This window comes from Citrobacter sp. FP75 (genome assembly GCF_018342065.1).
In the GTDB taxonomy this organism is placed as follows: Bacteria; Pseudomonadota; Gammaproteobacteria; order Enterobacterales; family Enterobacteriaceae; genus Citrobacter.
Genome location: NZ_JAFDOE010000004.1, coordinates 255,725 through 267,931, shown reverse-complemented (window position 1 = coordinate 267,931; position 12,207 = coordinate 255,725). Strand labels below are relative to the sequence as shown.

The window sequence follows — 12,207 nt, the reverse complement described above, 5'->3', positions numbered from 1 at the left end:
ATAATAATAAAGCTGACCCGCAAATCAGGGGCAATAAAATGATGATGAAGTATTTCTTTCCCGCGATGGTTGCCCTCCTGCTGGCAGGATGCGCTGATCCGCAAACGCCAGCGCCGACTCAGAAAGCGCAAAAGGCCAAAGTGAGTCCTTCGCATTCGCTGGACATGGAAGCATTGTGCAAAAATGAAGCCGCGGAACGCTATAACACGGGCACAAAGAAAATTGATGTTACCGGCTTCGAACAGTTCCAGGGCAGCTATGAGATGCGGGGTTCTACCTTCCGTAAAGAGAGTTTTGTCTGCTCATTTGACGCAGACGGGCAGTTTTTGCACCTTTCCATGCGCTAAGTTCCGCCTTTTTCCCGTTTCGTACTGTATATCTTGCAGCCAGCGGGTATACTGACCGCTTCCTTTAAATCCACACGTATCCAGCACGAAATAATATGCAAAAGTTTGATACCAGGACCTTCCAGGGCTTGATCCTGACCTTACAGGATTACTGGGCTCGCCAGGGCTGCACCATCGTTCAACCATTGGACATGGAAGTCGGCGCGGGCACTTCTCACCCAATGACCTGCCTGCGCGCGCTGGGGCCGGAGCCGATGGCGACTGCTTACGTGCAGCCTTCTCGTCGTCCGACCGACGGTCGCTATGGCGAAAACCCGAACCGCTTACAGCACTACTATCAGTTCCAGGTCGTCATTAAGCCGTCCCCGGACAATATTCAGGAGCTGTACCTTGGTTCCCTGAAAGAGCTGGGTATGGATCCGACCATTCACGATATCCGTTTCGTGGAAGATAACTGGGAAAACCCAACGCTGGGTGCCTGGGGTCTGGGTTGGGAAGTGTGGCTGAACGGCATGGAAGTGACGCAGTTCACCTACTTCCAACAGGTGGGCGGTCTGGAATGTAAGCCTGTGACCGGCGAAATCACCTACGGTCTGGAACGTCTGGCCATGTACATTCAGGGCGTAGACAGCGTTTACGACCTGGTCTGGAGCGACGGCCCACTGGGTAAAACCACCTACGGTGACGTATTCCATCAGAACGAAGTCGAGCAATCGACTTACAACTTCGAATACGCCGATGTGGACTTCCTGTTCTCCTGCTTCGAGCAGTACGAGAAAGAAGCCCAGCAGCTGTTGGCGCTGGAAAACCCGCTGCCGCTGCCTGCTTACGAACGTATTCTGAAAGCCGCCCATAGCTTCAACCTGCTGGATGCGCGTAAAGCCATCTCCGTCACCGAGCGTCAGCGCTATATTCTGCGCATTCGCACCCTGACCAAAGCAGTGGCAGAAGCTTACTACGCTTCCCGTGAAGCCCTTGGCTTCCCGATGTGCAACAAAGACAAATAAGAGGCGGCCATGTCTGAGAAAACTTTTCTGGTGGAAATTGGCACTGAAGAGCTGCCACCAAAAGCACTGCGCAGCCTGGCTGAGTCCTTTGCTGCGAATTTCACTGCGGAGCTGGACAACGCTGGCCTCGCACACGGCAACGTAGAGTGGTTTGCCGCCCCACGTCGTCTGGCGCTGAAAGTGGCTGCCCTTGCTGAATCTCAACCGGATCGTGAAGTTGAAAAGCGCGGCCCGGCTATTGCTCAGGCGTTTGACGCGGAAGGCAAACCGAGCAAAGCGGCAGAAGGTTGGGCACGTGGCTGCGGCATCACGGTTGATCAGGCTGAGCGTCTGACTACCGACAAAGGCGAATGGTTGCTGTATCGTGCGCATGTGAAAGGTGAAAGCGCTGAAGCGCTGCTGCCGAACATGATTGCCACGTCACTGGCGAAGCTGCCGATCCCGAAACTGATGCGCTGGGGCGCGTCTGACGTCCACTTCGTGCGTCCGGTTCACACCGTCACTCTGCTGCTGGGCGACAAAGTGATCCCGGCAACGATTCTGGGCATTCAGTCCGATCGCGTGATCCGTGGACATCGCTTTATGGGCGAGCCGGAATTCACCATCGATTCTGCCGATCAGTACCCGGAAATCCTGCGCCAGCGCGGTAAAGTGATTGCCGATTACGCCGAGCGTAAGGCAAAAATCAAGGCCGATGCCGAAGAAGCGGCGCGTAAGATTGGCGGCAACGCTGACCTGAGCGAAAGCCTGCTGGAAGAAGTGGCTTCTCTGGTTGAATGGCCGGTGGTGCTGACTGCGAAATTCGAAGAAAAATTCCTCGCGGTGCCGTCTGAAGCGCTGGTTCACACCATGAAAGGTGACCAGAAGTACTTCCCGGTGTATGCGAACGACGGCAAACTGCTGCCAAACTTTATCTTCGTTGCTAACATCGAATCGAAAGATCCGATTCAGATTATTTCCGGTAACGAGAAAGTCGTGCGTCCGCGTCTGGCAGATGCCGAATTCTTCTTCAATACTGACCGCAAAAAACGTCTGGAAGACCATCTGCCGCGTCTGCAAACCGTGCTGTTCCAACAGCAACTGGGTACGTTGCGCGACAAGACCGATCGTATTCAGGCCCTGGCGGGCTGGATTGCCGAGCAGATTGGTGCTGACGTTAACCACGCGACCCGCGCGGGCCTGCTGTCCAAGTGTGACCTGATGACCAACATGGTCTTCGAGTTCACCGACACTCAGGGCGTGATGGGCATGCACTATGCGCGTTATGATGGTGAAGCGGAAGACGTGGCCGTGGCGTTGAACGAACAGTATCAGCCGCGCTTTGCTGGTGATGAGCTGCCGTCCAACCCGGTTGCCTGTGCCGTAGCGATTGCCGACAAGATGGACACCCTGGCGGGTATCTTCGGCATTGGTCAGCATCCGAAAGGCGACAAAGACCCGTTTGCGCTGCGTCGTGCTGCGCTGGGCGTGCTGCGTATCATCGTTGAGAAGAATCTGAATCTGGATCTGCAAACGCTGACCGAAGAAGCGGCTCGTCTGTATGGCGATAAGCTGACCAACGCCAGCGTAGTGGATGATGTCATCGACTTTATGCTGGGTCGCTTCCGCGCCTGGTATCAGGACGAAGGTTATACCGTAGATACCATTCAGGCCGTGCTGGCGCGTCGTCCGACCCGTCCGGCTGATTTCGACGCTCGTATGAAGGCGGTTTCGCACTTCCGTACGCTGGAAGCCGCGTCCGCGCTGGCTGCTGCCAACAAACGTGTATCGAATATTCTGGCGAAGTCAGAAGAAACGCTGAATGACCGCGTAAATGCGGCCACTCTGAAAGAGCCGGAAGAAATTGCGCTGGCGATGCAGGTTGTGGTGTTACGCGATAAGCTGGAGCCTGTCTTCGCTGCTGGTCGTTACCAGGAAGCGCTGGTTGAGTTATCGGCGCTGCGCGAACCGGTCGATGCGTTCTTCGAGAAAGTGATGGTGAACGTAGAAGATAAAGATCTGCGTATTAACCGTCTGTCTATGCTTGAAAAACTGCGCGAACTGTTCCTGCGCGTGGCGGATATTTCTCTGCTGCAGTAACGGCCCTGAGCTGACGTAGAAAATGCCGGATCGCGTTGCGCCATCCGGCATTTTTTTATGTTGTTAGCGCAGTTGCAATTCGGTCAGGCAGGTCTGGCTGTCATTCATCGTCTTAATGGCATGAGTGGCTTTTTTGCCGTTGTAGCTGACTTCAATCGTGCCTTCCATATTGCGCGGCAGCCATACGCCGATAAAACCATTGCGATAACTCGTCATCTCTTTCTGCACCACAACGTCACCCTTGCTATCCGTCACTTTGACATCAAAGGTTTTCTCGGGCATTTCTCCCTTGCAGCCAGAAAGGCTGTGGTTGAAACAGGGATGGGTTTGCCATTCATACGGGGCAAAGGAGAGATAGAATTTGTCACCGAGCGGCAGCGTATAAACCTGTTCACCGGAAGAGAGCTTCAGCTCGGTGCTGGTGATGGCAGCGGAATAAGGCAGTGGTCGGCTCTGAGGCGACTGGTCAATGGCGTCGACGATTTGCTCAACGGATTTCCCGCTCAGCCCGTGTTGCGCCAGAAAGGTTGATTCTGGAGTAGCAGCGAATACGCTACTTGTGGTGAGCAAACCTAATAACAGCAGCAGTGAGGATTTCGACATAGCTTCAATTCCTTGTGGAAATTGTGGAATACATGCCGGCGTACTATAAAGCTTACCCTTAGGGAAAGGTCAAAGGTGCGGTGGGTAAAGTAATGCAAAGAAGCAGTTGGGGGATTTAGTGTGAAAAACAGATAAAAAAATCCCCGCCGTTTGGCAGGGATCTTGAATTTTTTAGCTTTTTAAGCTTACAGGCTGGTTACGTTGCCAGCTGCCGGGCCTTTAGCGCCGCTTTCGATGGTGAAGGAAACTTTCTGACCTTCATCCAGAGATTTGTAGCCTTCGTTCTGGATAGCAGAGAAGTGTACGAACACGTCTTTTGAGCCATCGTCAGGAGTGATGAAACCGAAGCCTTTATCAGCGTTGAACCATTTTACGATACCAGTCATTTTACCGGACATAGTGTATTACCTTTTAAAAAATAAGTGTGCCTTTCGGCGATATGGCGTGCTTTACAGATTTTTTAACAGTAAAGGAAAATGCTCACTACGAAGGGTATCAATGATAACTCTTGAAGGGACTTGCCTTACTAAACTGCTGTAATGGTCTGTACGTCAAACCGTTGAGCGCATTAACTCATTTTATGCCTGAGGATGCAACTACTATTTTCTTTTTTGTTGTTGGAGCAGGTAGGAAAACGGTCCTTTTGCAGGACCGTTCTTAAGAAGAACTAGAAAATATCTCAATCCATCAATTGCTTACTTAGTCTTGGGTCGGCCTGAATCAGGCGCATCAATTTCAATTCGGTGCTGGAAGGCTTTACGCGCTTAGACTCCCACTCATGAACCATAGCGACGGTTACGCCCATTACTCGGGCAAAATCATCGGTTTTTAAACCCGTCCCTCGTCGTAGCTGTTCAAATTCAGTAAAGGGGTTGGCTTTTTGCTTCAGGGTAACCGTCTGCGATACATCTTTAAAAACAATCTGTTCCAGACTGCTAAGCAGTTCAAGCATAGGATCTTTATATTCCATTGAGGACTCCTAAAATCACACAGCGGGATCGTGAATTTCATCGAAGCTCATTAAGAATAGTCGTAAAAAATGAAGGTGAGCGCCTGGTTTGCGTGGGGGGATGCGTTTCAGCGGAGCGCGGAGTCAACCTGTCGTTTGCTAACGGCCTGATAAAGGTCGGGATCTCCGATCGCCTAAACGCAATTGTAAAGATGACGAAAATATTACGTCGTTCGGCTTATGGCGCATTGTTTAGCAAAACGCAGGGTCGCAGAAACGGTTATTTTCCCCCACAAGATTACGCGGAAAGGGTATCTTGCGGGGCTGACCTGGACTATCCTTGTCATCGTCAGGCACGCGGGTGTCGTTGTGCGCATTTTTGGGTGAAGGAGTATTAAAATGGCGACAGGTAAGTCCTGCTCTCGCTGGTTTGCGCCTGTTTTGGCGCTCTTAATGGTAGTTGGCCTGAGTGGGTGTTTTGATAAAGAAGGCGATCAACGCAAAGCGTTTGTCGATTTCCTGCAGAATACTGCAATGCGTAGCGGAGAGCGTTTACCGACGCTGACCGCCGATCAGAAAAAACAGTTTGGCCCGTTTGTCTCCGATTACGCGATTCTTTATGGCTATTCGCAGCAGGTCAATCAGGCGATGGACTCCGGTCTGCGCCCGGTTGTTGATAGTGTAAATGCCATCCGTGTTCCTCAGGATTATGTGACTCAGCGTGAACCGCTGCGTCAGGCAAATGGTGCGCTGGGCGTGTTAGGGCAACAACTGCAGAATGCGAAGCTGCAGGCAGATGCCGCACGTGGTGCGCTGAAACAAAGCGAAGATCTGAAACCGGTCTTTGATCAGGTCTACAGCAAAGTCGTGACCGCACCGTCAGAGGCGTTACAGCCGCTGATTCCTGCCGCGCAAATCTTCACGCAGCAGCTGGTACAGGTGGGTGATTTTATCGCACAGCAGGATACGCAGGTGAGCTTTGTGGCGAATGGTATCCAGTTCCCGACATCACAACAGGCAAGTCAGTACAATACGCTGATTGGCCCGCTGGCAGCCCAGCATCAGGCATTTAATCAGGCCTGGACTGCTGCGGTGAACGCAGCCCAGTAATTCTCGCAATAACGGTATACAGAATGCCGGGTACGCATTAGCGCCGCCCGGCATTTTTTTATCCTGCCACCTGCGGGTTCACGCAGTTCTTCTCGACGTTCCCTTGCAGCGCATCAATGAGGTTATCCACCGCGCAGGCCGCCATGTTGTAGCGCGTTTCATGGGTTGCTGAACCAATATGCGGTACTGCTACCACGTTTGGCAGCGACAGCAGCGGTGAGTCCACGGGCAGCGGTTCCTGCTCAAACACATCCAGACCGGCGGCATGAATTTCCCCGCTTTGCAGCGCCGCAATCAACGCGGTTTCATCCACGACCGGGCCACGTCCGGCATTAATGAAAATGGCGGAGGACTTCATTTTGGCAAACTGCTCGGTACTAAACAGATGATGCGTTTCTTCGGTTAATGGCAGGATCAGACAAACAAAATCAGACTCTTGCAACAGCGTATCCAGATTGCAGTAGCGCGCGTTGAAGCGCTCTTCCGCTTCCTTATGCTGACGGCGAGCGTTATAGAGAATCGGCATACCAAAGCCGAAATGTGCGCGTTGTGCCAGCGCCAGGCCGATGCGGCCCATGCCGACGATCCCCAATGTTTTGTGGTGTACATCGGTGCCAAACCAGTCCGGCCCGATACTTTTGGTCCATTCGCCCACTTTCACGCGTTCAGCCACTTCTACCACACGGCGAGCGGTGCTCAGCACCAGCGCCATCACCGTATCAGCCACGGTTTCGGTCAGCACGGTTGGCGTGTGCATCAGCAGCACCTTACGTGCGTTAAGCGCATCAACGTCGAAATTGTCATAGCCTACAGAGATCGTTGAGGTCGCACGCAGCCTGGGCATTTTCTCCAGCAGGGCGCTATTGACGGTTTCGCTGGAGCCCAGCAGACCTTCCGCACTGGCAAAAGCTTCGGCGTGCTGTGCGACCGTTTCCGGGCGCAGGTTAGGCACCTGAGTCACAGTAAAATGCTCTTCCAGGCGGTGCAGTAAATCGTCAGGTAACGCTTTATAGAGAATAATGGACGGCTTCATGCGAATCTCCGTAAGTTAAAATTTAAGCGTGGCGTGCGCCAACGGGGAGTTGCTGATTATTAGCAGGCTTAACAATTAAAGTTAGCCACACTGAGACAAAAAGCGCCACCCCCATAAAAATGTACGAGGCGGACGGGCTGCCGGTGGTGCCATTGAGGTAGCCAACAAACCAGGAGCCAAAGAATGAGCCTAGCGCGCCCATACTGTTAATTAGCGCCATGGCGCCTCCGGCGACATTACGTGGCAGCATTTCAGGAATAATGGCAAAGAAAGGGCCATAAGGGGCGTACATTGCCGCACCCGCAATCACTAGCAGGGTGTAAGAAATCCAGAAGTGGTCAGCGCCAACGGCCCAGGAGCCAATAAAGGCACAAGCCGCAATCAGCAACAGTGGCCAGACGAATAGCTTACGGTTTTGCAGTTTGTCGGAAGCCCATGAAGCCAGGATCATGGCAACGGTTGCGGCCAGATACGGGACCGAGGAAAGCCAGCCCACTTCCACCATACCCAGATTTTCGCCGCCGCTGCGGATGATGGACGGCAGCCATAATACAAAACCGTAAACGCCAATACTCCAGGTGAAATACTGCATACACAGCAGGATCACATTGCGTGAGCGAAAAGCCTCACCATAGTTTCGTACAGCTTTAATCCCCTGCTGCTCTTGTTCCAGTTGCGCCTGCAGCGCGCTTTTTTCGGCTTCCGTTAGCCAGCCCACCTGGGAAGGCTTGTCTTTGACCAGCATCCACCAGCAGAACGCCCAGATGACAGCCGGAAAGCCCTCAATGATGAACATTTCACGCCAGCCAAGCGCCTGAATCAGATAACCGGAAACCACGGACATCCACAGCACGGTAACCGGGTTACCGAGGATCAGGAAAGTGTTGGCGCGCGAGCGCTCGGATTTGGTAAACCAGTTACTGATGTATATCAGCATTGCGGGCATCACGGCAGCTTCAACGACGCCAAGAATAAAGCGAATGGCGACAAGCATGGGGATGTTACTGACCATGCCGGTCAGTGAGGCACATCCGCCCCAGAGGATCAGACAGACAAAAATCAGTTTTCGCACGCTGCGGCGTTCGGCGTAAATTGCGCCTGGGATCTGAAAGAAGAAATAGCCGAGGAAAAACAGCGCGCCCAGCAGGGAAGAGATCCCTTTGGTAATACCGAGGTCTTCGTTGATACCGGCGGCGGAGGCGAAGCTGAAGTTCGCGCGGTCGAGATACGCCAGGCTGTACGTGATAAACACGATTGGCATGATGTACCACCAGCGTTTTGCTGCATTGGTTGAGCTATTCATAGACTGCCCTCTGGTTATGCTGATACGCCGCCTCTGTTTGTAGGGTACAGAGACAGAGTTGGCCGGGAGTTTATTCCCCTAATTGTTCACGTGTGGGTAATCCTTCGCTGTCGCCCTGAACCTGAATGGCCAGTGCGCCAATTTTATTGCCTCGGGTCACCGCCTGATGCAGCGGGCGACCTTCCAGCAGGGCGCTGATAACGCCCACGGCAAAGCCATCACCTGCGCCGACGGTATCGACCACGTTGTCGACGTTTACCGGCGCGACGCAGCCCTGCTCGCCGTTGGCGGCTTTATACCAGGCGCCATCGGCCCCTGTTTTTATGATTACCGCCTTCACGCCGTGGCGCAGATAAAAGTCTGCGATGGCTTCTGGTGTCTGTTGTCCGGTTAAAATCATGCCCTCTTTTAACCCCGGCAAAACCCAGTCTGCCTGGAATGCCAGTCGGTTCAGTTTTTCCACCATTTCGGCTTCGCTTTTCCACAGTACCGGGCGCAAGTTAGGGTCGAACGAGAGTGTCTTACCCTGTGCTTTCATGGTGCGGGCGGTATGGGCCAGCAGTTCATACGAACTGTCGGACAACGCTGCTGCCACGCCGCTCAGGTGCAGGTGACGTGCGCTGGAGAAGTACGCTTCGTGGTAATCCTCAATGCTGAGATGGCTGGCAGCGGAACCTTTGCGGAAGTACTCCACAATGGGATCGGTTCCATTTTCGACCTTAGATTTAAGCTGAAAGCCGGTAGCATAGCGCTCGTCCTGGGTGACTCCCTGCGCATCAATCCCTTCTTTTTCCAGCGACTTAACAATGAAACGGCCAAAACTGTCATTACCTACGCGGCTTACCCAGCCTACGTTAAGGCCCAGGCGAGCAAGACCAGTCGCCACGTTGAGTTCCGCGCCTGCGACGCGCTTGATAAAGGGCTCCACATCAGCCAGTTCGCCAGTTTGCGTGGCGACAAACATCGCCATCGCCTCGCCAATGGTGACGACATCCAGTGTGTTTTTCATGCGTTACTCCTTGCGTAACAGCTCGACGTAGTGACGGGTTACCGCCGTCAAATCTTGCCCTTCCAGGGGGAATTCAATACCGCGTGGAACATCGTTGGGCAGCGTGTTTAACAGCGCCAGCCAGCGCGAGTCTGCCGCATCAGGTGGAACAGCACGGTAGCTGTCGTGATGCGGTGTAGCGGCTTTGACATGGATATAGCCCACGGCAGAGGCGAGTTGTTGCGCCGCGTCTTCCGGAGAATCGCCGACCCACAGCCAGTTGCCCATGTCGAAGGTCAGGGATATCGGCAGATCCTGTGTCTGGCAGGCATCACGAAAGCGCAGCATAGGCTGCAGGCGTCCGCAGGGCGTTTGATCGTTTTCGACCACCAGTTCCATTCCGCTGTTGTCGAGCCACTCACGTAATGTGTCGAACTGTTTGCTGTGCGAAAAATGGCCAAGGGAGACTTTCAACCACAGCGCCTGCAGGGCTTGCGCTTCCTGGAGTAGCGCGGGAAGGCGGGGATTAAGGTTGCCATCTTCAACGAACAGGGGTTCAGGGGCGGAGTAGCAGGCCAGCAGACCAAAAATTTCGATGGCGGAAGCCATGGTCGGCAGCGTTTTTAGCTCGGCGTCGCTCAGCATCTCGCGGCGAATTTCAACACCGTCAGCTCCGGCTTCGGCAATAATGGGCAGCATGGCGGTTTGCCCGCCTGCGGCGCGTACCTGGTCGTAACCGTAAGCGGCAGTGACCACCATAATTTTTCTTTTCATGAAAACTCCAAAACTTGCGTTCTTGCTATAACGCTAGATGGAACCGGTTCCAAAGAAAAGACTACGATGTCGAATTTATGATCACCATCACGAAGGAAATTTATCGGGCGGTAGAGCCGCGGACGATCAGCTCACCGCAGAAAACCTGTTCCTGAATGGCATCCGATTTGCCCTCGATCCGGCGCACAACCTGCTCGACGGCGGTATAGCCAATCTGCCATGTGGGTTGTTTCAGGGTGGTGATGCCGACGCCTGCCAGCTCGGCCCATTCCAGCTCGTCAAAACCGAGCAGGCCGATGTCGCTGCCCCAGTGGAGGCCAATACGCTTCAGCGAACGGGCCACCTGCAGTGTGAGCGCGCCATTGGCGGAGATAACGGCTTTACGCATCCCCCGATGCTGCTGATGAAACTGGCGCAGCGTGTCATCCAGTTGCGTATTTTCCGCCAGCGGGACCTCAGCATTTTCGGCGATAACGCCAGGATATTGCGCCAGCGTGGCGCGAAAGGCGCTCAGACGCTCGCGGCGCGTGTTGACCATGCCCAGCGGCTCGCTGAGGAACAGGATTGCTTCAAAGCCTTGCTCAAGCAGGTGTTCAGTGGCAACCGTCGCTGCCTGGGTGTTATCCAGTCCGACCATATCGCAGGCGAAATCCGGGATCTTACGGTCAATCAGCACCATCGGCAGCGCGGACTGCTGCAGGCGGTTCAACCCTTCTTCGCGCATCCCAACGGCGTTGACCACAATCCCTTCGACCTGGTAACTGCGCAGCAGGTCGAGATAATGCAGCTCCTGGTCCACCTCGTTGTTGGTGTTGCAGACCAGCGGAGTGAAGCCTTTTTCGCGACAGGCGGCTTCGATACCGCTTAACACGTTGACGGAGTAGGGGTTGGTAATGTCGGCGATGATCAGGCCGATCAGGCGGGTACGCCCATGTTTCAGACCTCGCGCCATCAGGCTAGGGCGATAATCGAGGTCGGCAATGGCGTGTTCAATGCGGGCCAGCAGCGCGTCGGAGAGCAGGTGCTTTTCACCGTTGAGGTAGCGTGAAATGCTGGTCTTACCCGTTTTTGCGGCTTTTGCCACGTCGCTGATGGTGGCGCGTGTTGATTTGCTCATCGCTGATTTCCCTGAATTTGGTGTGAACACCTTAGCGTGAAAATCAACGATGGCAAGTGCTACATACCGGATAAGGAGTTGCCAGTATCCGGCACAAAACGTTACTGGATCGGGCTTAAGGTGATCTCTACGCGGCGGTTCTGCGCTTTACCTTCTGCCGTGCTGTTGCTGGCGATTGGATTCGCCGGGCCCATTCCGCGAGTGCGGATACGGTTAGCTTCCACACCCTGAGTGATCAGGGCGCTGGCGACGGAGTCTGCACGCTGCTGTGACAGACGCATATTCAGATCCTGGCTGCCGGTGCTGTCGGTGAAGCCCAACACATTGACCGCGGTTTTATTGTACTCTTTCAGCACCATTGCCACGCCGGTCAGGGTGTTTGCCCCGGCGGGTTTCAGGTTGGCACTGCTGCTGTCAAAGGTGACGTTGTTTGGCATATTCAGAATGATGTTATCGCCACTGCGCGTCACGCTGACGCCGGTTCCCTGCATTTTTTCGCGCAGTTTCGCTTCCTGCACGTCCATGTAGTAACCGATACCGCCGCCAACGGCGGCCCCTGCAGCCGCGCCAATCAGCGCGCCTTTGCCGCGATCTTTCTTCGACGAGGAGAGCGCGCCAATACCTGCGCCGACCAGCGAACCAATGCCCGCGCCAATACCGGATTTACCCGCTTCGCGTTCACCGGTATAAGGGTTTGTGGTGCAGCCGGAAACCGCCAGGGCGCCGCTCACGATGGCAGCAATCACAAATACACGTTTCTTCATCTTAATTCCTTAATGACTTTTTATTCTTTACCACAGCGACCGTGGCGGTTGATTATGACGTGTGAACATGAAGAAAATTCCAGGGAAGACTCTGAAATTTGTAAGTAACATTGAACGGCATAATAAATAAGCC

The 12,207-nt window shown here is 54.0% G+C and carries 13 protein-coding genes; 4 read left to right on the top strand and 9 right to left on the bottom strand.

Translation table 11 applies throughout. The annotated features are described in order from the left end of the window. Positions 1-38: 38 nt before the first annotated feature. The 3 genes from JQ822_RS15835 to glyS all read left to right on the top strand — a co-directional run bounded on the left by JQ822_RS15835 (position 39) and on the right by glyS (position 3,433). Positions 39-347, top strand: a complete 309-nt coding sequence (locus JQ822_RS15835; RefSeq protein ID WP_213134260.1) for a YsaB family lipoprotein — start codon at positions 39-41, stop codon at positions 345-347. A 95-nt stretch (positions 348-442) separates the two neighbouring features. Further along, positions 443-1,354 carry a glycine--tRNA ligase subunit alpha gene (gene glyQ, locus JQ822_RS15830; RefSeq protein WP_006817708.1) on the top strand — a complete coding sequence of 304 codons (912 nt, stop codon included), beginning with the start codon at positions 443-445 and terminating at the stop codon, positions 1,352-1,354. 9 nt (positions 1,355-1,363) lie between these two features. Then, the gene (glyS, locus tag JQ822_RS15825; RefSeq protein WP_213134259.1) at positions 1,364-3,433 is read left to right on the top strand and encodes a glycine--tRNA ligase subunit beta; all 2,070 of its coding nucleotides are present in this window, start codon (positions 1,364-1,366) and stop codon (positions 3,431-3,433) included. A gap of 63 nt (positions 3,434-3,496) precedes the next feature. On the opposite strand, the gene cueP is transcribed toward glyS, so the two are convergent. From cueP to JQ822_RS15810, 3 genes are all read right to left on the bottom strand, one after another. Beyond that, positions 3,497-4,036 carry a copper-binding periplasmic metallochaperone CueP gene (gene cueP / locus JQ822_RS15820; protein WP_213134258.1) on the bottom strand — a complete coding sequence of 180 codons (540 nt, stop codon included), beginning with the start codon at positions 4,034-4,036 and terminating at the stop codon, positions 3,497-3,499. Positions 4,037-4,221: 185 nt separating this feature from the next. Next, on the bottom strand, positions 4,222-4,434 hold the full coding sequence (gene cspE, locus JQ822_RS15815; RefSeq protein WP_004126446.1) for a transcription antiterminator/RNA stability regulator CspE: 213 nt from the start codon (positions 4,432-4,434) through the stop codon (positions 4,222-4,224). Between the two features lie 281 nt (positions 4,435-4,715). Next, positions 4,716-5,006: an HTH-type transcriptional regulator gene (locus JQ822_RS15810; protein ID WP_135323927.1), complete on the bottom strand. Its 291-nt coding sequence runs from the start codon at positions 5,004-5,006 to the stop codon at positions 4,716-4,718. Between the two features lie 378 nt (positions 5,007-5,384). On the opposite strand from JQ822_RS15810, the gene JQ822_RS15805 reads away from it, so the two are divergent. After that, positions 5,385-6,095 carry a DUF3053 domain-containing protein gene (locus JQ822_RS15805; protein WP_096759146.1) on the top strand — a complete coding sequence of 237 codons (711 nt, stop codon included), beginning with the start codon at positions 5,385-5,387 and terminating at the stop codon, positions 6,093-6,095. 58 nt (positions 6,096-6,153) lie between these two features. Here the strand turns inward: JQ822_RS15805 and ghrB are convergent, their stop codons facing one another. From ghrB to JQ822_RS15775, 6 genes are all read right to left on the bottom strand, one after another. Further along, positions 6,154-7,128, bottom strand: a complete 975-nt coding sequence (gene ghrB, locus JQ822_RS15800; RefSeq protein ID WP_213134257.1) for a glyoxylate/hydroxypyruvate reductase GhrB — start codon at positions 7,126-7,128, stop codon at positions 6,154-6,156. Between the two features lie 22 nt (positions 7,129-7,150). Then, complete coding sequence (locus JQ822_RS15795; RefSeq protein WP_213134256.1) at positions 7,151-8,431, bottom strand: MFS transporter; 1,281 nt, start codon at positions 8,429-8,431, stop codon at positions 7,151-7,153. Positions 8,432-8,501: 70 nt separating this feature from the next. Next, positions 8,502-9,440, bottom strand: a complete 939-nt coding sequence (locus JQ822_RS15790) for a sugar kinase (RefSeq protein ID WP_213134255.1) — start codon at positions 9,438-9,440, stop codon at positions 8,502-8,504. A 3-nt stretch (positions 9,441-9,443) separates the two neighbouring features. After that, positions 9,444-10,193, bottom strand: a complete 750-nt coding sequence (locus JQ822_RS15785) for a sugar phosphate isomerase/epimerase family protein (RefSeq protein WP_213134254.1) — start codon at positions 10,191-10,193, stop codon at positions 9,444-9,446. 100 nt (positions 10,194-10,293) lie between these two features. Continuing rightward, entirely contained in the window at positions 10,294-11,310 is a 1,017-nt protein-coding gene (locus tag JQ822_RS15780) for a LacI family DNA-binding transcriptional regulator (RefSeq protein WP_213134253.1), read from the bottom strand. A 101-nt stretch (positions 11,311-11,411) separates the two neighbouring features. Continuing rightward, entirely contained in the window at positions 11,412-12,074 is a 663-nt protein-coding gene (locus tag JQ822_RS15775; protein ID WP_213134252.1) for an OmpA family lipoprotein, read from the bottom strand. Between the last annotated feature and the right edge of the window lie 133 nt (positions 12,075-12,207).

Bases quoted from the DNA above. Each gene is read 5' to 3' on its own strand.
- JQ822_RS15835 (WP_213134260.1), top strand. From the start codon at position 39: ATGATGATGAAGTATTTCTTTCCCGCGATGGTTGCCCTCCTGCTGGCA.
- glyQ (WP_006817708.1), top strand. From the start codon at position 443: ATGCAAAAGTTTGATACCAGGACCTTCCAGGGCTTGATCCTGACCTTA.
- glyS (WP_213134259.1), top strand. From the start codon at position 1,364: ATGTCTGAGAAAACTTTTCTGGTGGAAATTGGCACTGAAGAGCTGCCA.
- cueP (WP_213134258.1), bottom strand. From the start codon at position 4,036: ATGTCGAAATCCTCACTGCTGCTGTTATTAGGTTTGCTCACCACAAGT.
- cspE (WP_004126446.1), bottom strand. From the start codon at position 4,434: ATGTCCGGTAAAATGACTGGTATCGTAAAATGGTTCAACGCTGATAAA.
- JQ822_RS15810 (WP_135323927.1), bottom strand. From the start codon at position 5,006: ATGGAATATAAAGATCCTATGCTTGAACTGCTTAGCAGTCTGGAACAG.
- JQ822_RS15805 (WP_096759146.1), top strand. From the start codon at position 5,385: ATGGCGACAGGTAAGTCCTGCTCTCGCTGGTTTGCGCCTGTTTTGGCG.
- ghrB (WP_213134257.1), bottom strand. From the start codon at position 7,128: ATGAAGCCGTCCATTATTCTCTATAAAGCGTTACCTGACGATTTACTG.
- JQ822_RS15795 (WP_213134256.1), bottom strand. From the start codon at position 8,431: ATGAATAGCTCAACCAATGCAGCAAAACGCTGGTGGTACATCATGCCA.
- JQ822_RS15790 (WP_213134255.1), bottom strand. From the start codon at position 9,440: ATGAAAAACACACTGGATGTCGTCACCATTGGCGAGGCGATGGCGATG.
- JQ822_RS15785 (WP_213134254.1), bottom strand. From the start codon at position 10,193: ATGAAAAGAAAAATTATGGTGGTCACTGCCGCTTACGGTTACGACCAG.
- JQ822_RS15780 (WP_213134253.1), bottom strand. From the start codon at position 11,310: ATGAGCAAATCAACACGCGCCACCATCAGCGACGTGGCAAAAGCCGCA.
- JQ822_RS15775 (WP_213134252.1), bottom strand. From the start codon at position 12,074: ATGAAGAAACGTGTATTTGTGATTGCTGCCATCGTGAGCGGCGCCCTG.